This is a genomic window from Streptomyces sp. CA189 (genome assembly GCF_056428985.1).
This window is the reverse complement of sequence record NZ_JBWJVM010000011.1, coordinates 40,827-65,142: the sequence shown is the minus strand read 5'-3', so window position 1 is coordinate 65,142 and position 24,316 is coordinate 40,827. Positions and strand designations below refer to the sequence as shown.

Here is a 24,316-nt window from a genome sequence, read left to right as displayed (position 1 = left end):
ATGCGCGTCGCCGTCACCGGATCCATCGCCACCGACCTCCTGATGGTCTTCCCCGGCAGCATCACCGACCAGCTCCTGGCCGACCAGCTCGAGAAGATCTCGCTCTCCTTCCTCGTCGACGGCCTCGACGTCCGGCGCGGCGGAGTCGCCGCCAACATCTCCTACGGCCTCGGCGGCTTCGGGCTGAGCCCCGTTCTCGTCGGCGCCGTGGGGGAGGACTTCGCCGAGTACCGGATCCATCTCAAGGAGCACGGGGTGGACACGGACAGCGTCCACGTGTCCGAGACCCGGCAGACGGCGCGCTTCCTGTGCATCACCGACCGGGACATGAACCAGATCGCCGCCTTCTACGCGGGCGCCATGACCGAGGCCCGGGACATCGCCATCGGGCCCGTCGCCGAGCATGCGGGCGGACTCGACCTCGTCCTGGTCTCCCCGAACGACCCGGAGGCGATGCTCCGCCACACGGCTGACTGCCGCGAGCTCGGCATCCCCTTCGCCGCCGACCCCTCCCAGCAGCTCGCCAGCCTCGAAGGCCACCAGATCGAGCAGCTCGTGGACGGCGCCCGCTGGCTGTTCACCAACGAGTACGAGGCCGCGCTGCTCCTGGAGCGCACCGGATGGCAGCGCGCGGACGTCCTCCGCCGGGTCGGGACCTGGGTGACCACGCTCGGCGCGGACGGCGCACGGATCGACCGGGACGGTGAGGACCCGGTGCGGGTGCCGGCCGTCCCGGCCGGCACCACGGCCGACCCCACCGGCGTGGGCGACGCCTTCCGGGCCGGGTTCCTCGCGGCCGTCGGCCGCGGGCTGGACGCCGGGAGCGCGGCCCGGCTGGGCTGCGCCCTGGCCACCACCGTGCTGGGCACGGTCGGCCCTCAGGAGTACGAGGTACACCCCGCCGCGCTCCTGGCCGACATCGAGGCAGCCTACGGCGTGCAGGCCGCTGCCGCCTTTCGCCCCTGGCTGAGCGAGGAGCCGCGATGAGCACCCGGGCCGATGCGCTTCGCCAGGCGCTCGCCACCCGTGTGGTGGTCGCCGACGGAGCCATGGGGACCATGCTTCAGGCGCAGGACCCCACGATGGAGGACTTCCAGCAGCTCGAGGGCTGCAACGAGGTCCTGAACGCCACCCGCCCGGACATCGTGCGCTCCGTGCACGAGGAGTACTTCGCGGTGGGCGTGGACTGCGTGGAGACGAACACCTTCGGTGCGAATCTCGCGGCACTGGCCGAGTACGACATCCCCGAGCGGAACTTCGAGCTGTCGGAGTCCGGTGCACGCATCGCCCGCGAGGTCGCCGACGAGTTCACCGCCTCGACCGGGCAGCAGCGCTGGGTGCTCGGCTCCATGGGCCCCGGCACCAAGCTGCCGACGCTGGGGCACATCTCGTACGGGAAGATCCGCGACGGCTACCAGATCAACGCCGAGGGCCTGCTCACCGGCGGCGCCGACGCACTGCTGGTGGAGACGACGCAGGACCTGCTCCAGACGAAGTCCTCGATCGTCGGTGCGCGGCGGGCGATGGAGGCGCTGGGCGTCTCGGTCCCGCTGATCTGCTCCGTGACCGTGGAGACCACCGGCACGATGCTGCTGGGTTCGGAGATCGGCGCGGCGCTGACCGCGCTGGAGCCTCTGGGCATCGACATGATCGGTCTGAACTGCGCGACGGGTCCGGCGGAGATGAGCGAGCACCTGCGCCATCTCGCCCGCAACTCCCGTATCCCGCTGTCCTGCATGCCCAACGCCGGCCTGCCGGTCCTGGGCAAGAACGGCGCGCACTACCCCCTGTCGGCCTCCGAGCTGGCCGACGCCCAGGAGGCTTTCGTCCGGGAACACGGCCTCTCCCTGGTGGGCGGCTGCTGCGGTACCACGCCCGAGCACCTGCGCCAGGTGGTCGAGCGCGTACGGGGAGCCACGCCCGGGGCCCGCGACCCGCGTCCGGAGGCAGGGGCCGCGTCCCTCTACCAGACCGTGCCGTTCCGCCAGGACGCGGCCTTCATGGCGATCGGCGAGCGGACGAACGCGAACGGGTCGAAGAAGTTCCGCGACGCGATGCTGGAGGCCCGCTGGGACGACTGTGTGGAAATGGTCCGCGACCAGATCCGCGAGGGCGCGCACATGCTCGACCTGTGCGTGGACTACGTGGGCCGTGACGGCGTCGCGGACATGGAGAAGCTGGCGGGCCTGTTCGCCACGACTTCCACGCTGCCGATCGTGCTGGACTCCACGGAGGTTCCCGTCCTGCGGGCCGGTCTGGAGAAGATCGGCGGGCGTGCGGTCATCAACTCGGTGAACTATGAGGACGGTGACGGGCCGGAGTCGCGTTTCGCGAAGGTCACGGGTCTGGCCCGGGAGCACGGTGCCGCGCTGATCGCGCTGACCATCGACGAGGAGGGCCAGGCCCGTACCGTCGAGCACAAGGTCGCCATCGCCGAGCGGCTCATCGACGATCTGACCGGCAACTGGGGGATCCACGAGTCGGACATCCTCATCGACACGCTCACTTTCACGATCTGCACGGGTCAGGAGGAGTCGCGTAAGGACGGCATCGCGACGATCGAGTCGATCCGTGAGCTCAAGCGCCGCCACCCGGACGTGCAGACGACCCTGGGCCTGTCGAACATCTCCTTCGGTCTCAACCCGGCCGCGCGTGTGCTGCTGAACTCCGTCTTCCTCGACGAGTGCGTCAAGGCCGGTCTGGACTCGGCGATCGTCCACGCGAGCAAGATCTTGCCGATCGCGCGCTTCGACGACGAGCAGGTGGGCACCGCCCTCGACCTGATCTACGACCGGCGTGCCGAGGGCTACGACCCGCTGCAGAAGCTGATGGCCCTCTTCGAGGGCGTCAACACCAAGTCGATGAAGGCCGGCCGCGCCGAGGAACTCCTCGCCCTGCCGCTGGACGAGCGCCTGCAGCGCCGCATCATCGACGGGGAGAAGAACGGTCTGGAGACCGACCTCGACGAGGCCCTCCAGACCCGCCCCGCCCTCGACATCGTCAACGACACCCTCCTGGAGGGGATGAAGGTCGTCGGCGAGCTCTTCGGTTCCGGTCAGATGCAGCTGCCGTTCGTGCTCCAGTCCGCCGAGGTGATGAAGACGGCGGTCGCCTACCTGGAACCGCACATGGAGAAGAGCGACGCCGAGGGCAAGGGCACCATCGTGCTGGCCACCGTCCGCGGCGACGTCCACGACATCGGCAAGAACCTCGTCGACATCATCCTGACCAACAACGGCTACAACGTGGTCAACATCGGCATCAAGCAGCCGGTGTCCGCGATCCTCGAAGCCGCCGCCGAGCACAAGGCCGATGTCATCGGGATGTCCGGTCTCCTCGTGAAGTCCACCGTGATCATGAAGGAGAACCTGGAGGAGCTCAACCAGCGCAAGCTGGCAGCCGACTACCCCGTCATCCTCGGCGGCGCCGCCCTGACCCGCGCCTACGTCGAACAGGACCTCCACGAAATCTACGAGGGCGAGGTCCGCTACGCCCGCGACGCCTTCGAGGGCCTGCGCCTCATGGACGCCCTCATCGCCGTCAAGCGCGGAGTCCCCGGCGCCACCCTCCCCGAACTGAAGAAGCGCCGCGTCGCCAAGCGCACGGAAACATCAGCGGCCGGCGCCGCGGACTCCCTCGGCCAGATGGCGGAGGCGAAGGGCCCGGCCCGTTCCGACGTGGCCGTCGACAACCGCGTCCCCACCCCGCCGTTCTGGGGCACCCGCGTCGTCAAGGGCATCCCGCTCAAGGACTACGCCTCCTGGCTCGACGAGAGCGCCCTGTTCAAGGGCCAGTGGGGCCTCAAGGGCGCCGACACGATCGCGTCCGAGGGCCGGCCGCGGCTGCGCATGTGGCTCGACCGGCTTCACACGGACCACATGCTGGAAGCCGCCGTGGTCCACGGCTACTTCCCCTGCGTGTCCAAGGGCGACGACCTGATCATCCTGGACGAGCGCGGCAGCGAGCGGACCCGGTTCACCTTCCCCCGCCAGCAGCGCGGCCGGAACCTGTGCCTCGCCGACTTCTTCCGCCCCGAGGAGTCCGGCGAGACCGACGTCGTCGGCCTCCAGGTGGTCACCGTCGGCTCCAAGATCGGCGAGGCCACGGCCAAGCTGTTCGAGTCCGACTCCTACCGCGACTACCTGGAGCTGCACGGCCTGTCCGTCCAGCTCGCCGAGGCCCTCGCCGAGTACTGGCACGCCCGCGTCCGCACGGAGCTCGCCATCGCCGCCGACGACCCGGACGGCCTCGACGGAATGCTGCGTACCGAGTACCAGGGCTGCCGCTACTCCCTGGGCTACCCGGCCTGCCCCAACCTGGAGGACCGCGCCAAGATCGCCGACCTCCTCCAGCCGGAGCGCATCGGCGTCGTGCTCTCGGAGGAGTTCCAGCTCCATCCCGAGCAGTCCACCGACGCCATCGTGATCCACCACCCCGAGGCGAGCTACTTCAACGCACGCTGACCCCCCGCCCCGCATCCCACGAAGGAGCCACGACCCACATGGCCAAGACCGCGACGCCGACGACCCCGACCACGTCCCGCCCGCCGGCCGCCGAGCCGGCGCCCCAGGAGATGATGCTCCAGCTGCTGATGGGCACCTTCGTCAGCCAGGCGATCAGCGTCGCCGCGAGCTACGGTGTCGCCGACGTCCTCGCCGAAGGCCCGCGCACGGCGGACGAGATCGCCGCCGAGGTCGGTGCCCACGGGCCGACGCTCTACCGCCTGCTGCGCCCGCTGGGCGACATGGGCGTCTTCACCGAGCTGGACGGCCGCCGCTTCGCCCTGACCCCGCTGGGGGAGCTGCTGCGCGCCGGCACTCCCGGCTCCCTGCGCGGACTTGCCCGCCACTTCGGCTCGACCATGCACCGCGCCGCCTGGTCCGGCCTCCACGAGAGCGTCCGCACCGGCGAGTCCGCCTTCGCACGCGTCCACGGCCAGCCCCAGTTCGACTATTACCGCACCCACCCCCAGGACGCCGCGGTCTTCGACGACGCCATGACCTCGGTGGCCTCCGCGGTCTACGCCACCCTCGATGCCTACGACTTCAGCCGCTTCGGCACCGTCGTCGACGTCGGCGGCGGCAACGGCGCCTACCTGGCCGGCATACTGAAGGCCCACCCCGGGGTCCAAGGTGTCCTGTTCGACCTGCCCGACGTGGTGGAGCGGGCCCTGCCGCTGCTCACCGAGGCCGGCGTCGCCGACCGGGTGAAGATCGTCGGGGGCTCCTTCTTCGACGAGGTCCCCGCCGGTGCCGACGCCTATGTCCTGACCGCCGTGGTGCACGACTGGAACGACGAGGAGTGCGTACGGATCCTGCGCAACTGCCGGGCGGCCATGCCCGACCACGCCACACTGCTGCTCGGTGAGCCCGTGCTCCCCGAGGGCCCGCAGCCGTCCATCGGCAAGCTCCTCGACCTCGAGACGCTCATCGGCACCACGGGGCGGCAGCGCACCGAGCGTGAGTTCCGAGAGATCCTCGAGCCTGCCGGTCTGCGGCTCACCGGAGTGACCACCAGCGCGGGCCCCGACTGCCTGGTCGAGGCCGTGGCCGCGGACGGGGACGAGGGCCGACGGTGACCTCGGCCCGCTTCCTGGCCGAGGTTCTGGCGGCCGGCGAGCGCAGTTTCTCGTTCGAGTTCTTCCCGCCGAAGTCCCCGGCCGGGGAGCGCGCCCTGTGGGACGCGATCCGGCGCGTGGAGGCGCTCGCGCCGACCTTCGTCTCCGTGACCTACGGCGCCGGCGGCTCGTCCCGCGACCGGACCGTCGAGGTCACCCGGCGGATCGCCGCCGAGACCACCCTCCGGCCCGTTGCCCACCTCACCGCCGTCGGCCACTCGGTGGCCGAGCTGCGCCAGATCATCGGCCAATACGCGGACGCGGGCATCCGGGACGTACTCGTCCTGCGCGGCGACCCGCCCGGCGATCCGCGCGGGCCGTGGGTACCGCACCCGCAGGGCCTCACCTTCGCCCGCGAGCTGGTGGAGCTGGTCCGCCGGTCCGGGCAGTTCAGCGTGGGCGTGGCGGCCTTCCCCGAACTGCACCCGAGGTCGGTGGACTGGGAGAGCGACATCCGGCACTTCGTCGCCAAGTGCCGGGCCGGCGCCGACTACGCGGTCACCCAGATGTTCTTCGACGCGGAGGACTACCTGCGGCTGCGCGACCGGGTCGCGGCGGCCGGCTGCGACACCCCGATCATCCCCGAGATCATGCCCGCGACCGACGTCCGGCAGATCCGCCGGTTCGCCGAACTCAGCGACGCCGCCTTCCCGGAGGACCTGGCCCGTCGGCTGGACGCCGTACGCGACAACCCGCAGGCCGCGTACCGCATCGGTGTCGACCATGCCACCGCCATGGCGGACCGGCTCCTCACCGAGGGAGCCCCCGGCCTGCACTACATCACCCTCAACCGCTCCACGGCCGCCCTCGACATCCACCAGAACCTGGCTCTGACCGCAGCCCGCCCGCTGCAGCCGCACTGATCCCCGCAGCGCGCGAAGGGGCCCTGCTCTCCACCGGAGCAGGGCCCGTTTCCGTGTCTCAGCGCGCCGCCGGCGTCACCAGCCTTCGACGGGCAGGCTCCACAGGCCGTAGATCACCGCGCCTTCCTTGCGCTCGATCTCCAGGAACGGCTGGGCCAGTTTCAGGCCCGGGATGCGGTCGAACAGCCGGCTCCACACGATCTCCAGCTCCAGCCGGGCCAGGTCGGCGCCGATGCAGTGGTGCACGCCGTGGCCGAAGCCCAGGTGCTTGCGGCTGCCGCGGCTGATGACGAGCTTCTCCGGCTCGGGGAAGACCTCGGGGTCGCGGTTGGCGGCCAGGCCGAGGCAGAGGATGCCGTCGCCCTTGGGGATGACCTTGCCGCCGATCTCGATGTCCTCCAGCGCGACCCGGGGCACGGCCGTGTCGCCGATGGTGGCTATCCGCACCAGCTCTTCCACGGCCGGCTTGATCAGCGACGGGTCGTTGCGCAGGAGTTCGAGCTGGTCGGGGTTCTCCAGCAGGCAGGCCGTGCCCAGCGAGATCTGGCTCGCGGTGGTCTCGTGGCCGCCGTTCATCAGCAGCCGCACCATGTTGAACAGGTCCCGGTCGGTGTACTCCTCGCCGGACGCCTCGTAGTCGGCCATGGCCCGGCTCAGCAGGTCGTCGCCCGGCTCGCGCTTCTTGAGCTGGATCAGCTCGTCGACGTACTCGTTGACCTCGACGATCGCGGCCTGGCGCTCCTCGGTCGAACTGTGGCCGCCCAGCAGGGCCGTACCGTGCTTGATGAAGAAGTCGTGCCGGTCCTGCGGAATGCCGAGCAGCTCGCAGATGACGGTCATCGGCACCGCCAGCGAGAACACCCGGTGCATGTCGACCGGGGCCTCCATCGCCAGCATCCGGTCGATGTGCTCGTCGACGATCTCCTCGATGCGCGGGCGGAGCCGCTGCACCTGCCGGTTGGTGAAGGTCAGGGCCGCCTTGCGGCGGGTGTCGATGTGCTCCTTGCCGTCGTACCCGATGAACGAGGTCTCGGTGCGGTACTCGGGCGGCGCTATGAAGTAGAAGGGGAAGTTCTCGTGCCGGCGGGAGGCGCTCACCCGCGGGTCGGTCAGCAGCTGCCGGATCGTGTGGTAGCCGGTCACGGTCCATATGCGCAGGCCCGATCCGCTCAGCGTGACTTGCGAGACGTCCTCCTCGGCCATCTGCGCGTACTCGGCCGGCGGGGTGAAGGGGCAGGTGCGCCGGTAGGGGAACGTCTGGGTCTGCTCCTGGCCCTGCTCGGCGGTTTGGCTGGTCACAATGGGTCCTTCCGGGTGGGAGCGGCGATGGGTTCAGTGCAAGGGGCCGAAGAACGCGCGCAGTTCGGCGACGAGCACACCGGGCTGTTCCAGTGCCGGGAAGTGGCCGCCGCTCTCGTGGTCGGTGAAGCGGCGCAGATCGGTGAAGCGGCCCTCGATCCAGGGGCGCGGCATACGCCCGTCCGCGGGGAAGTTGGAGACCGCGGCCGGGACCGCGACGGAGCCCAGCGCCAGCTTGTTCTGGCTCTCCCAGTAGATCCGGGCGGAGGAGGCGGCGGTCGCGTTCAGCCAGCCCACCGTCACCGCGTCGAGCAGCCGGTCCCGGGGGACGGCCTTCTCCACGTCACCGTCGTGGTCGCTCCACGCCCAGTACTTCTCCACCATCCAGGCGAGCTGCCCGGCCGGCGAGTCGGTCAGCCCGTAGCCGAGGGTCTGCGGGCGGGTGGTCTGGATGACCGAGTACCCGCCCTCGTTCTGCTGGAACTCCTTCATGGCGGCCAGCCCGGCGAGGTCCCGCTCGGACAGCTCGGCCTGCTCCTGCGGCGGACGGGCGAACGGCATGGTCAGGTGGATGCCGATCAGCCGACGCTCCCCGGCCGGGCGGGCCGTGTCCCGCTCGCCGAGGATCGCCGTGACGAACGAGCCCCAGTCCACGCCGTGGGCGGCGTACCGGGCGTAGCCGAGCCGGGTCATCAGCTCGTCCCAGGCCGCGGCGGTGCGCTCGGCCGTCCAGCCGGGCCCGGACGGTTTCTCGCCGAACCCGTACCCGGGCAGTGAGGGGCACACCACGTCGAAGGCCGGCGCCGCCGGGTCCCCCGGGTCGGCCAGCTCCCCGATGATGTCGAGGAATTCGACGACCGAGCCGGGCCACCCGTGGGTGAGCAGGAGAGGCACGGCACCAGGGCGCGGGGAGCGTACGTGCAGGAAGTGGATGCCGAGCCCGTCGATCTCGGTGCGGAACTGCGGCAGTGCGTTGAGCCGGGCCTCGGTGGCCCGCCAGTCGTAGCGGTCGGCCCAGTACCCGCACAGCTCCTGTACGTAGGCCAGGGGGGCGCCCTGAGACCAGTCGGACACCGTCTCCGGTTCCGGCCAGCGAGTGCGGGACAGCCGCTGCCGCAGGTCGGCCAGCTCCGCCTCGGGTGTCTCGATGCGGAAGGGGAGAAGGGCGGAGCTCATCCGGCGGTCCTTTCGGGGGGCGTGGCGGGGCGGTGCGTGGCGCGGCCGAACTCGGGCATGCCCGCCGGGCGGGCCGGGAGCGAACCGGCCCGCCCGGCACGACGGACCCTAGGCCGCCGCCCTGAATCCCGGCTCGAGCGGCGGTCAAGAGGCGCGAGGCTGCCGGGCGTGGCCTTCAGCCCCGGCCCCCGCCCACGTCCATCCCGCCGTCGACGGTGACGATCTGACCGGTCACCAGGGAACTGGCCGGGTCCGCGAGCCGGGTGATCCACGGGGCGATGTCCTCGGCGTCCGCGACCCGGCCGAGCGGGATGCCGTGGACGACACCCGCGAACAGGCCCTCGACCTCCTGGGGGCCGAGCCCGTTCGCGGCGTACGCCTCGGTCCGTACGAAGCCGGGCGCGACCGCGTTGACCCGGATCCCCCGGTCGGCCAGCTCGGCGGCCCAGCTCCTGGTGAAACTGTGCACGGCGGCCTTGCTCGCCGAGTAGACGGAGCTGCCGGGGCCCGGGTTGTGGCCGCCGCGGCTGGAGACGAGGACGATACTGGCGCCCGGGGAACGCAGCAGCGGCAGCAGCCGGTTGGTGAGCAGCAGCGGGCCCAGGACGTTGATGTCCAGGACCTCGCGGGCGGCGTCCGTGTCCAGCGCGGCCAGCGGGCTGAACCGGAACACCCCGGCGTTGTGCACCAGGACGTCCAGGGTGCCGCCGGCGTCGCGCACCGCGTCCGCGACGGCCTGCGCGCCCTCCTCGGTGGCCACGTCGGCAACGACGGGAACCACGGCGGGGCTGAGGCCGGCGGTCTCCTCGAGCCGGTCCTTGCGCCGGCCCGTGACGATCACCCGGGTGGCGCCGAGACCGGCGAAGGCCAGGGCGGTGGCCCGGCCGATGCCGGTGCCGCCTCCGGTGACGACGACGGTACGGTCGGCGAACGGCTGGTCGGTCATGGCGGATTGCCTCATTCCTTGGTTCGGGACAGTCATTCGGAACAGTCACTCGGGACAGTCGCCCGGGATACGGCAGGGGACGCCGTCCGGGGCAGGGCGTCAGGGAACGTCGCCCGGGGCGGGTCAGGCGGACGCGATACGGATGTCGTGTCCCGCGCTGTCCGCCGCGGCGAAGCCCAGCAGCCGCTCCCCCTCCTCGGCCACGGCGTCCGTCTCGGCCCGCGACAGGGCCGCGAACGGCTCGACGCACAGCGTGGCCGTGTCCCGCTCCCGGGCGACCGTCCAGGTGCCGCGCACCAGGCCGTCGACGAGCACGGTGGCCCGGATGATCCCGTTGCGGGTGAAGACCGCCGAGCGGGGGACCTCGCCGAGGATCCGCGCCCGGTCGGCGTGGGAGAGCAGGATGTTGTCGAACTCCGGCAGGAACCGCACCGGCGCCGGGATGTCCGGGCCGGGCAGCGGCCCGTCGGGCACGTCGAACAGTTCGGCGCCGTGCTCGTCGCGGAAGGTACGCAGTGCGGGGCGCAGCCGCTCCAGCACCGCACGCAGCCCGGTCAGCCCGGCCCACGTCTGCACGTCCTTGACGCTCGCCGGACCGTAGGCCCGCAGGTAGCGCGTCACCACCGTGTCCAGCAGGGGCGCGCGGTCCAGGGAGCGGCCGAGCCAGGACTCGGCGGCCGCGTACCGGGTCCGGCCGCCCACGCCCCAGATACCGCGCGGCGGCACCTGGACCACCGGCAGCAGATTGCGCACCGCGTACGCCAGGCCGGCGGGATCGCGGTCCGGCCAGATCCCGCCGAGCGCCTCGCCGATCTCCTTGGGCGTCAGCGGACGCTCCGCGAGGACCGCCCGCCCCACCTCCCGCAGCCGCTGGGCCGACAACCCCTCGGCGGCCTTGGCGTAGCGGGTGGCACCGCGCAGGTCCCGGTCGAGGGCGGGCTGGGTCAGGGGCCGCAGCGTCAGGCAGTCCTGGGCGGTGACGAGGTGGACGGTGGCGCGCATCAGGGCGATGCGGACCGCCTCCCGCCGGCTGATCAGCCCGGCCAGTTCCCCGGGCGCGAAGTCCGCCAGCCGGGTCCACAGCCCGACGTACGGCGGGTCGGGCGCCTGCGCCTGCATCCCTACCAGATGGCCGATCGTCTCGGCGGCGGTCAGCCGGTGCCGGCGCAGCAGCAACTGACGCTCGAGGAGTGCGCGGTTGAGCGCGCGGCGCGAGAGCGTGGACATGCCCGCACTGTGCCCGGCGCCGCTCGGGGCACCCTCGAGGACCGGGGGCCGGCTCGTCGGCCGTGCGGGGGCCCGGGGCCCCAGGGATCCTGTAGGGGCCCTTCCTACTGTTGCCCGATGGTGACCACGGAACGTGACGACGTACGGCCCGGCGGCCCCCTGAGCGGGCTGCGGGTCATGGAACTGGCCGGGATCGGCCCGGCGCCGTTCGCCTGCATGATGCTGGCAGACCTGGGTGCCGATGTGGTCCGCGTCGACCGGGCCGACGGGGCCCGCTCGTTCGAGGACTGGCACCGCATCCTCGACCGGGGCCGCCGCTCGTTGGTGCTCGACCTCAAGGCCCCCGACGGCGTGGAGGCGGCGCTGCGGCTGGCCGCGCGCAGCGACGTGCTGGTGGAGGGTTTCCGCCCGGGTGTGGCCGAACGCCTCGGCATCGGCCCGCACGTGTGCGCGGAGCGCAACCCGGCCCTGGTGTACGCCCGGATGACGGGCTGGGGGCAGGGCGGACCGCTGGCCGCCGCCCCCGGCCACGACATCAACTACATCGCGCTCAGCGGCGCCCTGCACGCCATCGGCGGCGCGGACGGGCCGCCGGTGCCGCCCGTCAACCTGCTCGGCGACTTCGCAGGCGGCGGCATGCTCCTCGTCTGCGGTGTCCTCGCCGCCCTGTACGAACGGCAGCGCTCCGGGCTCGGCCAAGTCGTCGACACCGCCATCGTCGACGGCACCGCGAACCTGCTGGCCATGCTGCTCGGCATGGCCCAGGCGGGGCAGTGGCCCCGCGGCCGGGGCCGCAACCTCCTCGACGGCGGAGCCCCCTTCTACTCCGTGTACGCGTGCGCGGACGGCCGGCATGCGGCGGTCGGCGCCTTGGAGGACCGCTTCTACCTCGCCCTCCTGCAGGGCCTGGGCCTGGATGCCGGGCGGCTGCCCGACCGGTCCGACCCGGCCAACTGGCCCGTTCTGCGGGAGGCGTTCGCCGCCCGGTTCGCCACCCGCACCCTGGACGCGTGGACCGCTGTGTTCGACGGCACCGAGGCATGCGTCAGCCCCGTGCTGTCCGTCACCGAGGCCGCCGCCCACCCGCACCACCGCGCCCGCGGCACCTTCGTACCCACCGCCGACGGGCCCCAGCCCGCCCCCGCGCCGCGTTTCGCCAGGACCGCCGCCGCCGCGCCCGCTCCGCCGCCGCACCCCGGCGAGCACACCCGGGACGTCCTCGCCGAGTGCGGCTGGAGCGAGGCGGACATCGAACGGCTCCTGCTGTCGGGCGCGGCCCACGGCCGCCCGGCCCCGCTCGCCGTGTGACGACCAGCCGCGCTTGAGCGAGACCCGACTGGAGCACCACACCCTGCTGGCACCTGGTCGACGGACCGCTCGACGGAACTGATGGAGGCTGACCCACCCATGACCACCTATGTCTGGGACTACCTGCCGGAGTACGAAGCCGAGCGGAAGGACATCCTCGATGCCGTCGAGACCGTCTTCGGCTCCGGCCAGCTGGTCCTCGGAAAGAGCGTGCGCGGTTTCGAGGAGGAGTTCGCCGCCTGGCACGGCGTACGGCACTGCACCGGAGTCGACAACGGCACGAACGCCCTGAAGCTGGCCCTGCAGGCCCTCGGCGTGGGGCCGGGCGACGAGGTGATCACCGTTTCCAACACGGCCGCCCCGACCGTCCTCGCCATCGACGCAGCCGGAGCCACGCCGGTCTTCGTCGACGTGCGCGAAGAGGACTTCCTCATCGACACCGAGCAGGTCGCCGCGGCCGTCACACCGCGGACCAAGGCCCTGCTGCCGGTCCACCTCTACGGCCAGTGCGTCGACATGGCGCCCCTCACCGAGATCGCGAAGGCGCACGGGCTGAAGATCCTGGAGGACTGCGCCCAGTCCCACGGCGCACGCCGGGGCGGCCGGCAGGCCGGCACCTTCGGCGACGCCGCGGCGTTCTCCTTCTACCCGACCAAGGTGCTCGGCGCCTACGGCGACGGCGGCGCGGTGCTGACCGACGACCCGGACGTCGACGGCAAGCTGCGCCGGCTGCGCTACTACGGCATGGAGCAGACGTACTACGTCGTAGAGACGCCCGGCCACAACAGCCGCCTCGACGAGGTGCACGCGGAGATCCTGCGCCGCAAGCTCACCCGCCTCGACGCCTACATCGAGGGACGGCGCGCGGTGGCCCGCCGCTACGAGGAGGGCCTCGCAGACCTCACCGGGCCCGGCGGGCTCCTCCTGCCGTCGACGAACCCCGGCAACGAGCACGTCTACTACGTCTACGTCGTCCGCCACCCCCGCCGCGACGAGATCATCGAGGCGTTGAAGGCGCACGACATCCTGCTCAACATCAGCTACCCGTGGCCCGTGCACACCATGACCGGCTTCCGGCACCTCGGCTACCCCTCGGGCTCCCTCCCGGTCACCGAACGGCTCGCCGGCGAGATCTTCTCGCTGCCGATGTACCCGTCGCTGCCGCGGGAGACCCAGGACCGGGTGATCGGCGCCCTCCGCGATGTGCTGGCCGCGCTCTGAGGGAGATCCCACGATGAAAGCACTCGTACTGGCCGGAGGGCTGGGCAGCAGGCTGCGGCCCTTCAGCCATTCCATGCCGAAACAGCTCATGCCGATCGCCAACAAGCCGGTGCTGGTCCATGTGATGGAGGACCTGCACGCCCTGGGCATCGAGGAGGTCGGCCTGGTCGTCGGCGACCGGGGCCGGGAGATCGCCGACGCCCTCGGCGACGGCTCGCACCTCGGTGTGCGCCTCACCTACATCCAGCAGGACCTGCCGCGAGGCCTCGCCCACTGCATCGCCATCTCCCGGGGCTTCCTCGGCGACGACGACTTCGTGATGTACCTCGGCGACAATATGCTCACCGAGGGCGTCAAGGAGATCGCCGACGACTTCCGCGCCGCCCGCCCCGCCGCGCAGATCGTGGTCCACCCGGTCCCCGACCCGCGTGCCTTCGGCGTCGCCGAGGTCGATGCGGAAGGCCGGGTGCTGCGGCTGGTGGAGAAACCCAGCCGGCCGCGCAGCGACTTGGCCGTCATCGGCGTCTACTTCTTCACCCCCGCCATCCACGAGGCGGTGGCCGCCATCGAACCCAGCGCACGCGGGGAGCTGGAGGTCACCGACGCCATCCAGTGGCTGATCACCCGCGGCCACGACGTGCGCGCCCGTACCTACCGGGGCTTTTGGAAGGACACCGGCAAGGTCGAGGACGTCCTGGCCTGCAACCGCAAGCTGCTGGACGGGCTGAAGCCGTCCGTCACGGGCGACGTGGACGGCACCAGCGAGCTCGTCGGCGCCGTCGTCGTCGAGGAGGGCGCCCGCATCGTGCGCTCCCGCATCGTCGGCCCCGCCGTCATCGGCGCCGGCAGCCGGGTGGAGGACAGCCACATCGGTCCGTACACCGCGATCGGCCGCGAATGCGTGCTCAGTTCGGCCGGCGTCGAGGACTCGATCATGCTGGACGGGGCCCGGGTGGAGCGTGTCGGCAGTGTCCACGGGTCTGTGATCGGCCGGGACGCCACGGTGACCGCCGCGGTCGGCACCCACGGCAGCACGCTCGTGGTCGGCGACCACTGCAGTGTGGTGGTCGCCGCATGAGGTCTTCGTGACGGGCGGCACGGTCTTCACCGGCTCGCACGACGTCGTGCACTTCGCCGCGGAGCCGAAAGGCGGCGGCCGCGACCTCCGCTCCAGCCGTTCTTGAGTCCGCCGCCCGACGGTTGCCCGACCGGCCACGTATTGCCGAGCACCACGTGCACAAGTGAGGAGGGACGATGGCTGAGCGGAGCTTTCAGCTCTACGACACGACCCTGCGCGACGGAAGCCAGCAGGAAGGCATGGTGCTGACGGTCGAGGACAAGCTCGCCGTCGCCCGCCACCTCGACGCCCTCGGCGTCGGATTCATCGAAGGCGGCTGGCCCGGCGCGGTGCCGCGCGACACCGAGTTCTTCCGCCGGGCCCGCACCGAACTCGACCTGAAGCACGCCCAGCTGGCGGCCTTCGGCGCCACCCGCCGGGCCGCCACCTCCGTTGCGGTCGACCCGCAGGTACGCGCCCTGCTGGCCGCCGGGACCCCGGTGATCACGCTGGTCGCCAAGAGCCACACCGGCCATGTGAACCGGGCCCTGCGCACCACGCTCGCCGAGAACCTCGCCATGATCGGCAGCACCGTACGGCACCTGGTGCACGCCGGCCGGCGTGTCTTCGTCGACGCCGAGCACTACTTCGACGGCTACCGCCTCAACCGCGAATACGCCCTCGCGGTGGTCCGTACCGCCGCTGAGGCCGGGGCCGAGACCGTCGTACTGTGCGATACCAACGGCGGCTCCCTGCCCGACGAGGTCGGGGAGATCGTGGCGGAGACCGCCGCCCTGACCGGGGTGCCGCTGGGCATCCACTGCCACGACGACTCCGGCTGCGCCGTGGCCAACACCATGGCCGCCGTGGACGCCGGAGCCGACCACGTCCAGGGCACCGCCCACGGGTACGGCGAACGCTGCGGCAATGCCAGCCTGTTCACCGTGATCGGCAACCTGGTGCTCAAACGGGGCCGCGAGGTCGTCGACCCGGCGCAGCTCACCGGCATGGCCGCCACGGCGCGGGCCGTCACCGAGCTCACCGGCGTCCCCCCGCTGCCGGCCGCCCCCTACATCGGCGGCGCCGCCTTCACCCACAAGGCGGGCCTGCACGCCTCCGCGCTGCGCGTCGACCCGGACCTGTACCAGCACATCGACCCGGCCCTCGTCGGCAACACCATGCGCACCCTCGTCTCCGACATGGGAGGCCGCTCCTCCGTCGAGCTCAAGGCGCGCGAACTGGGCTACGAGATCACCGCGGACTGCGAGGAGGTCGCCCGCGCCGCCGCCCGCGTCAAGGACCTGGAGAGCCGCGGCTACAGCTTCGAGAGCGCCGACGCCTCGTTCGAACTGCTGCTGCGCGAGGAGCTCGGCGGACGCCCGCTGGAGCCCCCGTTCGCGGTGGAGTCCTGGCAGGTGTCCGTGGCCGGGGAGGGCGCGGAGGAGGAGGTGCGCACCGAGGCATCCGTGCGGCTGTGCGTCGATGGGGTGCCGCTGGCCGCCACCGGAGTCGGCAACGGCCCGGTCAACGCCCTCGACCGGGCCCTGCACCAGGCCCTCGACCCGTACTTCCCGCAGCTCGCCCGCCTCGAGGTGGTCGACTACCGGGTCCGGGTCCTGACCGGAGAGACCGGCAGCGGGGCCGCCGCCCGCGTCCTGATCTCCTGCCGCGACGGCGAACGCCGCTGGGGCACCGTGGGCGTCGGCCGCAACACCGTCGCCGCCAGCTGGCGCGCCCTGCTGGACGCGGTCCACTACGTCCTGCTGGACGAAGTCCGCCCCGGCCGCGGCGCCGTCCCCCTGGCGACGGCCTGGGCGGGCTGACCGACCTCGATCCATGGGAGTAGCCGTGCGTGTGGAAGACATCTGGATCCGGGGGACCTCCGTACGGCTCCCCGGCTCGCTGCAGGTCGCCGAGGCCGTCGCGGCCGGCGCCTGCCCTCCCGGCATCGCCGCCGCGACCGGCCTGGAGTCGGTGGCGTACTCGTCGGACGAGTCCGCCGCCGAGATGGCGGCGGCGGCAGCCCGGACCGCCCTCGAGCGGGCCGGCTCCGGACCCGAGGACGTCGGCCTGCTGCTGCATGCCGACACCTATCACCAGGGCCAGGACCTGTGGCCCGTCGCCTCGTACATCCAGCGCGAGGCGCTGGGCAACAGCTGTCCCGCGGTCGAGATACGCCAGATGTCCAACGGCGGACTCGCCGCCCTGGACCTGGCCACCGCCTACCTCACCGCCGGCCACGGGCACGCCGACGCCCTGCTCACAGCGGCCGACCGGTTCTGCGAGCCCGGCATCGACCGCTGGCGCACCGACCCCGGAACGCCCTACGCCGACGGGGCCGCCGCCCTGGTGCTCTCTCGCCGCGGAGGCTTCGCCCGGCTCCGTTCGCTCGCCCTGCTCGCCGACCCCGAACTGGAGCCGCTGCACCGCGGCGACGAGCCCTTCACCCGGGCCCCGTTCACCCACCGCATCCCCGTCGACTTCGACGAGGCCAAGCGCGCCTTCGTCGCACGGGCCGGCATGTCCTTCGCCATCACCCGCGCCCACGCCGGCCAGCAGACCGTCATCAAGCAGGCACTGGCCGACGCCGGGCTGGAACTGGCCGAGGCGGAGTGGGTGATCCTGCCCCACTTCGGTCGTCGCAGGCTGACGTCCATCTACTACCGGCCGTTCGGCATCGACCCCGCCCGCACCACCTGGGAGTGGAGCCGCACGGTCGGGCACCTGGGCGCCGGCGACCAGTTCGCCGGCCTCGACCACCTCGTGACGACCGGCCGGGCCCGGCCCGGCGACCGCTGCGTGCTGATCAGCGTCGGCGCCGGATACAGCTGGGGCTGCGCCGTGCTGGAGATCACCGAGGCGGCCCACTGGGCCGCGCCCTGACCTGGATCCACCCGCGCTCGAGCCGCCTTCGAGCCCGACTCTGACACTCTGATCCGGCCGCTGCGACGGCCGCACCGAAGGGAAGGTACGCCGTGGCCACCGCTACTCCCGCCACCTGGGACACCCATGTCACGGAGCACTCCGTGACCGTGGCCGCCCCGCCGGAGACCGTCTACGGCATGGTCGCCGACGTCTCCGCCTGGCCGCAGGTGTTCGGCCCCACCGTCCACGTCGAGGTGCTCGAGGAAGCCCCGGCAGGCGGCGGCGAGCAGCTGCTGCGGATCTGGGCCATCGCCAACGAGCAGGTCCGCACCTGGACCTCGCGCCGGGTCCTGGACCCGGCCGCCCGCACCGTCACCTTCCGCCAGGTGGTCTCCGCCGCACCCGTCGCCGCCATGGGCGGTGCCTGGCACATCGAAGCGGTGGACGACGGCACCACCCGGGTGGTGCTGCTCCACGACTACCGCGCGGTGGACGGCGACCCGGCCGCCGAGCAGCTCATCGAGCGGGCCGTCGACCACAACAGCCGGGCCGAACTCGCCGCACTCAAGAACGCGGCCGAGGCCGGCCTGGCCGGCGAGGAGCTGCGGTTCACCTTCAGCGACAGCGAGACCATCGCCGGCGCCGCCGGGGACGTCTACGCCTTCCTCGACCGCGCCGACCTGTGGCCCGAGCGACTGCCGCACGTGGCCCGGCTCGCCCTCACCGAGGAGGAGGGCGGCGTCCAGCACCTGGACATGGACACCCGCAGCCCCGACGGCTCGCTGCACAACACCACCTCGGTCCGGGTCTGCTTCGAGGACCGCCACGCGATCGTCTACAAGCAGCTGCGGGTGCCCGCCGCGATGAGCGGCCACACCGGCCGGTGGACGATCGAAGCGCTGGGCGACGGTACGGTGAAGGCCACCTCCTGGCACACCGTCACGCTCGACCCGGAGGGCGTACGGAGCGCGATGGGGCCCACCGCCACCCCCGCCGATGCCCGCGACCTCGTGCGCAAAGCCCTGGGCACCAACAGCTCGACCACGCTGCGCCACGCCAAGAAATTCGCGGAGGACGCCCGTGACAGGCCGTGATCTGAGCAGCCCCATCACCGTCGTCAACCGGTTCGGCGTCACGGGCGACGTCGCCGAGTTCGAGCACGGGTTGCACCGGCACTCCCAGTTCCTGCGCCACCGCGCCGGCTTCGACTTCCTGGTCGCCATGCAGCTCCTGGAGCAGCCGCGGACCTACGTCCACCTCGGCCACTGGCGCAGCCTGCGCGGCTTCCTCGACACCGTCCACGACGACTCTTTCACCGATCAGGTCCGCCACCTGGGCCCCCTCGTCGACGCCGAGGCAGACCAGAGCGTCAGCGTCGGCCGGACCCTGAACGAGGGCGCGCCCGTGGGAACCTCCGCTGTCGTGCTGCTGCGCGCCCAGGCGCAGAGCGACCCCGCCGAGTTCGAGCGCCGCTACCAGGCCCTCGGCGACGCGGGCGCGGAGTGCGGCGGCTTCGGCGGCAGCGATCTGCTCCGCTCGACGATCAAACCCCTCGCCTACACCGGCGTCCAGTGGTGGCGGGACGCGGCCCACTGCGAGGGGGCGCTTGCCTCCGCCGGCTACCGGGCCGCGCTCGCCGGCCTCGGTGAACCGGCCGCCGTCACCACCGAGCGCGCCCGGCTGCTGGCCTACGAGCGGGCCGTCGGCTGAACTCCACAAGGACGGGAGCCGGGCACCACGGGTCCTCGGCTCCCGTCCGTGCCACCCGCGAGCCCAGCTCGAGCACCCGGGTGCACGCTTCGCACATGGCAGAAGAGACAGGAATTTCCGTGCTGCGCGGCCTGCCGGATGCGGCGGAGCTCGCTGCCGTGACCATGGTCCTGATGGCACTCGTGCGCAGCCGGGCCGCTGCCCCCCGGGGCCCGGTCCCGGCGGCGCCCGCCGGCTGGGGCGTCGCCGGCACCGGCCGCGAGGCCGCCGCGTCCTGGTCCGTCCGGCGCGCGAGGTGGCCGCGGTGAGGGCGGCACCGGACTTCACGGGCCTCCTCGAAGCCAAGGCCGCCGAGGCACCCGATCACGAGGCCCTCGTCCTGCTCACCGAACGCGACGGACTGCTGCGGCCCGACGCGGTCACCTACGGGGAACTCGACCGCCGGGTCCGCGCCCTGGCCGCCAGGCTGCGCGAGCACACCGTGCCCGGCGACCGGGTGCTGCTGCTGCACTCCTCCCGCCGGCTGTTCACCGAGGGATTCCTCGCCTGCCTGCGCGCCCGGGTCGTCGCCGTTCCCGTCGGACCCCCCGCAGGCCGCGCCGGCCACCTCGACGACCGCATCGCGGGCATCGTCAAAGACGCGGCGGCCGGGTGCGTGCTCACCGCGGCCGCGCACGCCGCGGAGGTCTCCCAGCTGCTGGCCCGCACCGGACTGGGGCAGGTCACCTGCTTGCTGGCGGACGTCGCCTGTGACACCCCGGACCGCGGCGCGGAACCGGGGCCCGCGCCGGACGCGGACACCGTCGCCTACCTCCAGTACACCTCCGGCTCCACCCGCGAACCGCGCGGGGTGATGGTCACCCACGGCAACCTGCTCGCCAACCAGGAGGCCATCCGCCGGGCGCTCGGCACCGGCCCGCAGTCCCGGTTCGGCGGCTGGCTGCCCCTGCACCACGACATGGGGCTGGTCGGCCAGCTCCTGCACCCGCTGTGGCTCGGCGCGACCACCGTGCTGCTCACCCCCGAGGCCTTCGTCAAGAAGCCCTTCCACTGGCTCGACACGATCTCCCGGTACGGCCTCACGGTCAGCGGTGCCCCCGACTTCGCGTACGAACTGTGCACCCGCAAGGTCAACGACGCCCAGCTGGCCGGGCTGGACCTCTCCCGTTGGCAGACCGCGGTCGACGGCGGTGAACCGGTGCGGGCCGACACCCTGCGCGACTTCGCCGAGCGTTTCGCCCCCGCCGGGTTGCGCCCCCAGGCGCTGATCCCCGCCTACGGCCTGGCCGAGGCCACCCTCCTCGTCGCGGGCGGCGCTCCCGCCGGGCAGCCGTACCCGCCCGCCGCCGGCGGGCCGCGCCCGGGCGCCGCACTGTGCGGGCCGGCCGCCACGGAGATCCGCATCGTCGACCCCGAGAGCCACACCGAGGTGCCCGACGGGCACAGCGGGGAGATCTGGGTGCGCGGCGCCGGCGTCGCCCGCGGCTACTGGGGCCGGCCCGCCGAGACCGCCGCCGCCTTCGAGGTACGCCTGGGCGGCGAAGGGGGCTATCTGCGCACCGGTGACCTCGGCGTCATGCGGGACGGCATGCTCCATGTCACCGGCCGCATCAAGGACGTGATCGTGGTGGCCGGCCGCAACCTGTGGCCGCAGGACCTGGAGCGCACCGTCCAGCAGGTCTGCGGCCGGTTCGGCCCGGCCAGCGTCTTCGCCGTGCCCGGGGCCCGCGAGCGCGTCGTCGTCATACAGGAGGTGCGGGCGCACAGCCACTACGACATCGACCTGGCCCAGCTCGCCAACGCCGTCGAGGCCCGCATCGGCGAGGAGTACCAGATCCGGACCGGGGCGCTGCTGTTCGTACGGCCCGGCACGGTCCGCCGCACCACCAGCGGCAAGGTCGAACGGGCCGCGATGCGCGGCATGTTCCTGCGCGGCGAGCTCGGCGCCCTGTACCAGCGGATCGACCACGAGATCGAAGCGCTCACGGCGGACGGACAGCCTGCCCGGACCGCGGCGGGAGTCGGCGCATGACGACCGTGGCGGACCGGGCCGCGGCACTGGAGCGGTCCTTCGGCCCCCTCGACGACCCCGCCAACCCGCTCGGCGGGCGCGCACTGGTCGCCGCCGACGCCGTGGGAGCCGTACTGCCCGCGGCCGAGCGGGTCCTCGACGAGCACGGCTTGAACAAGGAGTTCGTGCCCGCCGGTCTCGGCGGCCGGCTGCGCCGCATGGACGAACTCGGCCAGGTGCTGCGCCCCGTCTTCCGGCGGGACGCCTCCCTCGGCTTCGGCTACGGGCTCAGCTGCTTCTTCGCCGTCACCCCCGTGTGGACCGCGGGCGACCGGGGCCAGCAGGAGCTGGTGGCCGGGCTGATGCTGGGCGGCGAGCGCATCGCGGTCGCGCGGCACGGAGTGGCGCACGGCAACGACTTCACCCGGGACGAGTTCACCGCGGCTCCCGGGCCCGGCGGCCTGCTGCTCAGCGGCAGCAAGACCGGCATCGCCAACGCCTCACGCGCCCGCGGCCTCGTGGTCTTCGCCAGAACCGGTCCGCCCGGCGGCAGCGCCAGCCACACCGTGCTGCTCCTGGACCGCGACCAGGTGCCGCCCGGCAGCATCCGCGACCTGGGCCGCCGGGCGACCCAGGGCATGCGCAGCGCCGAGTTCGGCGGGCTGCTCATCGACGACTGTCCCGTGCCGCCCGGCGCACTGGTCGGCGCCGTGGGCGGCGGCTACGAACTCTCACTGCGCTCCTCCCTGGTCATCCGCGGGATCATCCCCTCGATCGTGCTGGCCGGGGCCGACACGGCGCTGCGCACGGTGTCCTCCTTCGCGGCCCGGCCCCGCCCCGACGGCCGCTCCTCCCTGGACGTCCAGCACGTCAAGGACGTGCTCGCCGGCGCCTTCTTGGACCTGCTGCTCGTCGACTGCCTCGCACTGGTGGCGACCCGGGCGCTGCACCTGCTGCCCAAGCAGATGAGCGCGTACGCGGCCGCCGCCGCCTATCTCGCCCCCAAGCTGGTCTCCGAGTGCATGGACGAGATGTCCGCGGTCCTGGGCGAAGAGACCTTCGCGGAGGCGGGCGCGTACGGGATGTTCCGCAAGCAGCTGCGCGATCTGCCGGTGACCTCGCTGGGCCACGCGGGCAGCGCGGGCCGCCAGCTCAGCATCCTGCCCCAGCTGCCCTTCTTCGCCCGGCACGCCTGGTTCGCCGATCCGGAACCGCCCCCCGCCCTGTTCCGGCTGCACGACGAGCTGCCGCCGCTCGACCTGGGGCCGCCCGCGTTGCTGGGCGACTCGGACCCGCTGGCGGCGGCCCTGGTGGCCGGCACCGACCTGTTCGAGGCGGGGCGGCTGCACCACGGTGGCCGGGACGGGGGAGTGCTGCGGTTCCTGGCACGCGCGTTCGTCATCGAGCTCGCCGAACTGCGCAAGGAGTTCGCCGGCATCCCGCAGGGCGACCGCAGGGCCCTGGCCAGCCCGCACAGTCTCGCCCTCGCTGACCGGTACACCCTGGTCCTGGCCGCCGCCGCCTGCCTGGGTGTCTGGCGGGAGCAGCAGGCCGCCGGGGACCGCGCGGACGGCTTTCTCGCTGACCCGGCCTGGCTGTGCGCGGCCCTGTACCGGCTGGCCCGCCGACTGGGCCTGGCGCTGCCCGACCGGCCCGCCTCGGCCGAGCAGCGGGTGCTCGCCGAGGTGCTGGCCCGGCTGCACGGCCGCCGCAGCTACGACCTCTACGGGTCCCCGCTGGCCTGACCGCCCTCCGAAGAAGTAGGGAGCAACGACCATGTCCATCAAGGAACCGGACCGCTTCGGCGGGGTCCACCGCGAATGGCTGCTGGCGCGGGTAGCCCAGTACTTCGGCCGGGTGGTGGAGGACACCGTGCCGCTGGCCGAGTACGGGCTCGACTCGGTGGCCGCGCTCAGCCTGTACGGCGACATCGAGGAGGAGTTCGGCCCGATCATCGACCCCGACGACATCTGGGCCTACCCGACCGTGCGGGACCTGGCCCGCCGCATGATGTCCCGCGACATCAGGGCGGGCGACGGTCACCGGGTGCGGGCCGCGTTCATCTTCGCTGGGCAGGGCTGCCAGCACCCCGGGATGACGGCCGGGCTGTACCTCGACTCCGCCACCTACCGCGGGCACCTCGACGAGGCGGCCGAGGCGCTGATGCCGTACCTGGGCCTGTCGGTGGTGGACCTGATCCTGAGCAAGGCCCCGACGATCCACCAGACCGCCTACGCCCAGTCCGCCCTGTTCGCCGTCGGGTACGCGCTCGCCAAGACCCTGGAGACGGCCGGCGTCGCGCCGGTCGCGGTCCTGGGCCACGGCATCGGGGAGTTCGCGGCGGCGGCCGTCGCGGGAGCCCTGGGCCTGGCCGACGCGGCCAAGCTGGTCGCGCTGCGCGGGGCGTTCCTGCAGTACCTGCCGTCCGGCGGCGGCATGATGGCCGTCGGCGTCACCCTGCGCGAGGCGCAGGAGCTGGCGGCTACGGAGCCGGGCGTGAGCGTCGGCGTGATCAACGCGGTCAAGTCGACCGTGCTCTCCGGCGGCGTCGCCGGCCTGGAGCGGATCGAGGACAGGCTCGCGGCCCGCGGCATCCTCTGCCGCCGCCTGTCGGTGACCCACGCGTTCCACTCGCCGCTGATGGAGCCCGCGGTGCCGAAGGTGGAGGCGGTGGCCCGCCGGGTGCCGGGCGGGATGGCCCGGATCCCGTTCTACTCCACTGTGTACGGCCGGCTCACCACCGAGCCGCTGTACGCCTCGTACTGGACCAAGCAGCTCACCGCGCCTGTCCGGTTCGCCGACGCGGCACGCGCTCTGCTGGACCAGCAGGCACCCACGCACGTCGTGGAGATCGCCCCGCGGCCCGTCCTGCGGCCGTACCTGGCCCGGATGGGCGGCCCTGTGTGCCTTCCGGTGTGCACGGGACCGCAGAGCGACGCCGTGGACCTGGCCGGGGTGATCGCCGCCCTGGGCGCCGGCCCGCTGGCCGCCGAACTCGCGAGCGCCTGAGTGGCCG

19 protein-coding genes are annotated in these 24,316 nt (G+C 72.7%); 15 read left to right on the top strand and 4 right to left on the bottom strand.

Annotation, left to right across the window (positions count from 1 at the left end):
• The 4 genes from AC061S_RS11820 to metF are packed head-to-tail and all read left to right on the top strand — an operon-like array spanning position 1 to position 6,480.
• Positions 1 to 987 carry a carbohydrate kinase family protein gene (locus AC061S_RS11820; protein ID WP_478685848.1) on the top strand — a complete coding sequence of 329 codons (987 nt, stop codon included), beginning with the start codon at positions 1 to 3 and terminating at the stop codon, positions 985 to 987.
• Positions 984 to 4,463, top strand: a complete 3,480-nt coding sequence (gene metH, locus AC061S_RS11815) for a methionine synthase (RefSeq protein WP_478685847.1) — start codon at positions 984 to 986, stop codon at positions 4,461 to 4,463. The genes AC061S_RS11820 and metH overlap by 4 nt, the downstream gene beginning before the upstream one ends.
• A 38-nt stretch (positions 4,464 to 4,501) precedes the next feature.
• Positions 4,502 to 5,578: a methyltransferase gene (locus AC061S_RS11810; protein ID WP_478685846.1), complete on the top strand. Its 1,077-nt coding sequence runs from the start codon at positions 4,502 to 4,504 to the stop codon at positions 5,576 to 5,578.
• On the top strand, positions 5,575 to 6,480 hold the full coding sequence (gene metF / locus AC061S_RS11805) for a methylenetetrahydrofolate reductase [NAD(P)H] (protein WP_478685845.1): 906 nt from the start codon (positions 5,575 to 5,577) through the stop codon (positions 6,478 to 6,480). The genes AC061S_RS11810 and metF overlap by 4 nt, the downstream gene beginning before the upstream one ends.
• Positions 6,481 to 6,555: 75 nt before the next feature.
• Here metF and AC061S_RS11800 read toward each other — a convergent pair whose 3' ends face one another.
• From AC061S_RS11800 to AC061S_RS11785, 4 genes are all read right to left on the bottom strand, one after another.
• Entirely contained in the window at positions 6,556 to 7,779 is a 1,224-nt protein-coding gene (locus AC061S_RS11800; RefSeq protein WP_478685844.1) for a cytochrome P450, read from the bottom strand.
• 33 nt (positions 7,780 to 7,812) lie between these two features.
• Entirely contained in the window at positions 7,813 to 8,955 is a 1,143-nt protein-coding gene (locus AC061S_RS11795; RefSeq protein ID WP_478685843.1) for an epoxide hydrolase family protein, read from the bottom strand.
• Positions 8,956 to 9,130: 175 nt separating this feature from the next.
• Positions 9,131 to 9,901 carry an SDR family NAD(P)-dependent oxidoreductase gene (locus tag AC061S_RS11790; protein ID WP_478685842.1) on the bottom strand — a complete coding sequence of 257 codons (771 nt, stop codon included), beginning with the start codon at positions 9,899 to 9,901 and terminating at the stop codon, positions 9,131 to 9,133.
• Between the two features lie 123 nt (positions 9,902 to 10,024).
• Positions 10,025 to 11,128 (bottom strand): winged helix DNA-binding domain-containing protein, encoded by a 1,104-nt coding sequence (locus AC061S_RS11785; RefSeq protein ID WP_478685841.1) that lies wholly within the window; start codon positions 11,126 to 11,128, stop codon positions 10,025 to 10,027.
• Positions 11,129 to 11,245: 117 nt separating this feature from the next.
• On the opposite strand from AC061S_RS11785, the gene AC061S_RS11780 reads away from it, so the two are divergent.
• The 11 genes from AC061S_RS11780 to AC061S_RS11730 all read left to right on the top strand — a co-directional run bounded on the left by AC061S_RS11780 (position 11,246) and on the right by AC061S_RS11730 (position 24,309).
• Entirely contained in the window at positions 11,246 to 12,436 is a 1,191-nt protein-coding gene (locus AC061S_RS11780; protein WP_478685840.1) for a CaiB/BaiF CoA transferase family protein, read from the top strand.
• A gap of 99 nt (positions 12,437 to 12,535) precedes the next feature.
• A complete protein-coding gene (locus tag AC061S_RS11775; protein WP_478685839.1) occupies positions 12,536 to 13,657 on the top strand; it encodes a DegT/DnrJ/EryC1/StrS family aminotransferase in 1,122 nt (373 codons plus the stop codon).
• A gap of 13 nt (positions 13,658 to 13,670) precedes the next feature.
• Positions 13,671 to 14,735 carry a glucose-1-phosphate thymidylyltransferase gene (locus AC061S_RS11770; protein WP_478685838.1) on the top strand — a complete coding sequence of 355 codons (1,065 nt, stop codon included), beginning with the start codon at positions 13,671 to 13,673 and terminating at the stop codon, positions 14,733 to 14,735.
• Positions 14,736 to 14,911: 176 nt separating this feature from the next.
• Positions 14,912 to 16,537 (top strand): citramalate synthase, encoded by a 1,626-nt coding sequence (cimA, locus tag AC061S_RS11765; protein WP_478685837.1) that lies wholly within the window; start codon positions 14,912 to 14,914, stop codon positions 16,535 to 16,537.
• Positions 16,538 to 16,562: 25 nt separating this feature from the next.
• Positions 16,563 to 17,597 (top strand): ketoacyl-ACP synthase III family protein, encoded by a 1,035-nt coding sequence (locus AC061S_RS11760; RefSeq protein WP_478685836.1) that lies wholly within the window; start codon positions 16,563 to 16,565, stop codon positions 17,595 to 17,597.
• Positions 17,598 to 17,689: 92 nt separating this feature from the next.
• Positions 17,690 to 18,673, top strand: coding sequence for an aromatase/cyclase (locus AC061S_RS11755; protein ID WP_478685835.1), 984 nt, complete (start codon positions 17,690 to 17,692; stop codon positions 18,671 to 18,673).
• The gene (locus AC061S_RS11750; protein ID WP_478685834.1) at positions 18,660 to 19,289 is read left to right on the top strand and encodes a hypothetical protein; all 630 of its coding nucleotides are present in this window, start codon (positions 18,660 to 18,662) and stop codon (positions 19,287 to 19,289) included. Before AC061S_RS11755 ends, AC061S_RS11750 begins: the two co-directional genes overlap by 14 nt.
• A gap of 95 nt (positions 19,290 to 19,384) precedes the next feature.
• Complete coding sequence (locus tag AC061S_RS11745; RefSeq protein WP_478685833.1) at positions 19,385 to 19,597, top strand: acyl-CoA carboxylase epsilon subunit; 213 nt, start codon at positions 19,385 to 19,387, stop codon at positions 19,595 to 19,597.
• Positions 19,594 to 21,321 (top strand): fatty acyl-AMP ligase, encoded by a 1,728-nt coding sequence (locus tag AC061S_RS11740; RefSeq protein WP_478685832.1) that lies wholly within the window; start codon positions 19,594 to 19,596, stop codon positions 21,319 to 21,321. Before AC061S_RS11745 ends, AC061S_RS11740 begins: the two co-directional genes overlap by 4 nt.
• Positions 21,318 to 23,045 carry an acyl-CoA dehydrogenase family protein gene (locus tag AC061S_RS11735; RefSeq protein WP_478685831.1) on the top strand — a complete coding sequence of 576 codons (1,728 nt, stop codon included), beginning with the start codon at positions 21,318 to 21,320 and terminating at the stop codon, positions 23,043 to 23,045. Before AC061S_RS11740 ends, AC061S_RS11735 begins: the two co-directional genes overlap by 4 nt.
• 31 nt (positions 23,046 to 23,076) lie before the next feature.
• Positions 23,077 to 24,309, top strand: coding sequence for an acyltransferase domain-containing protein (locus AC061S_RS11730; protein ID WP_478685830.1), 1,233 nt, complete (start codon positions 23,077 to 23,079; stop codon positions 24,307 to 24,309).
• Positions 24,310 to 24,316 lie beyond the last annotated feature (7 nt).

What these genes read in the sequence shown, in the direction of transcription:
- AC061S_RS11820 (WP_478685848.1), top strand. Translation starts at nt 1, where the DNA reads ATGCGCGTCGCCGTCACCGGATCCATCGCCACCGACCTCCTGATGGTC.
- metH (WP_478685847.1), top strand. Translation starts at nt 984, where the DNA reads ATGAGCACCCGGGCCGATGCGCTTCGCCAGGCGCTCGCCACCCGTGTG.
- AC061S_RS11810 (WP_478685846.1), top strand. Translation starts at nt 4,502, where the DNA reads ATGGCCAAGACCGCGACGCCGACGACCCCGACCACGTCCCGCCCGCCG.
- AC061S_RS11795 (WP_478685843.1), bottom strand. Translation starts at nt 8,955, where the DNA reads ATGAGCTCCGCCCTTCTCCCCTTCCGCATCGAGACACCCGAGGCGGAG.
- AC061S_RS11790 (WP_478685842.1), bottom strand. Translation starts at nt 9,901, where the DNA reads ATGACCGACCAGCCGTTCGCCGACCGTACCGTCGTCGTCACCGGAGGC.
- AC061S_RS11785 (WP_478685841.1), bottom strand. Translation starts at nt 11,128, where the DNA reads ATGTCCACGCTCTCGCGCCGCGCGCTCAACCGCGCACTCCTCGAGCGT.
- AC061S_RS11780 (WP_478685840.1), top strand. Translation starts at nt 11,246, where the DNA reads ATGGTGACCACGGAACGTGACGACGTACGGCCCGGCGGCCCCCTGAGC.
- AC061S_RS11775 (WP_478685839.1), top strand. Translation starts at nt 12,536, where the DNA reads ATGACCACCTATGTCTGGGACTACCTGCCGGAGTACGAAGCCGAGCGG.
- AC061S_RS11770 (WP_478685838.1), top strand. Translation starts at nt 13,671, where the DNA reads ATGAAAGCACTCGTACTGGCCGGAGGGCTGGGCAGCAGGCTGCGGCCC.
- cimA (WP_478685837.1), top strand. Translation starts at nt 14,912, where the DNA reads ATGGCTGAGCGGAGCTTTCAGCTCTACGACACGACCCTGCGCGACGGA.
- AC061S_RS11745 (WP_478685833.1), top strand. Translation starts at nt 19,385, where the DNA reads ATGGCAGAAGAGACAGGAATTTCCGTGCTGCGCGGCCTGCCGGATGCG.
- AC061S_RS11735 (WP_478685831.1), top strand. Translation starts at nt 21,318, where the DNA reads ATGACGACCGTGGCGGACCGGGCCGCGGCACTGGAGCGGTCCTTCGGC.
- AC061S_RS11730 (WP_478685830.1), top strand. Translation starts at nt 23,077, where the DNA reads ATGTCCATCAAGGAACCGGACCGCTTCGGCGGGGTCCACCGCGAATGG.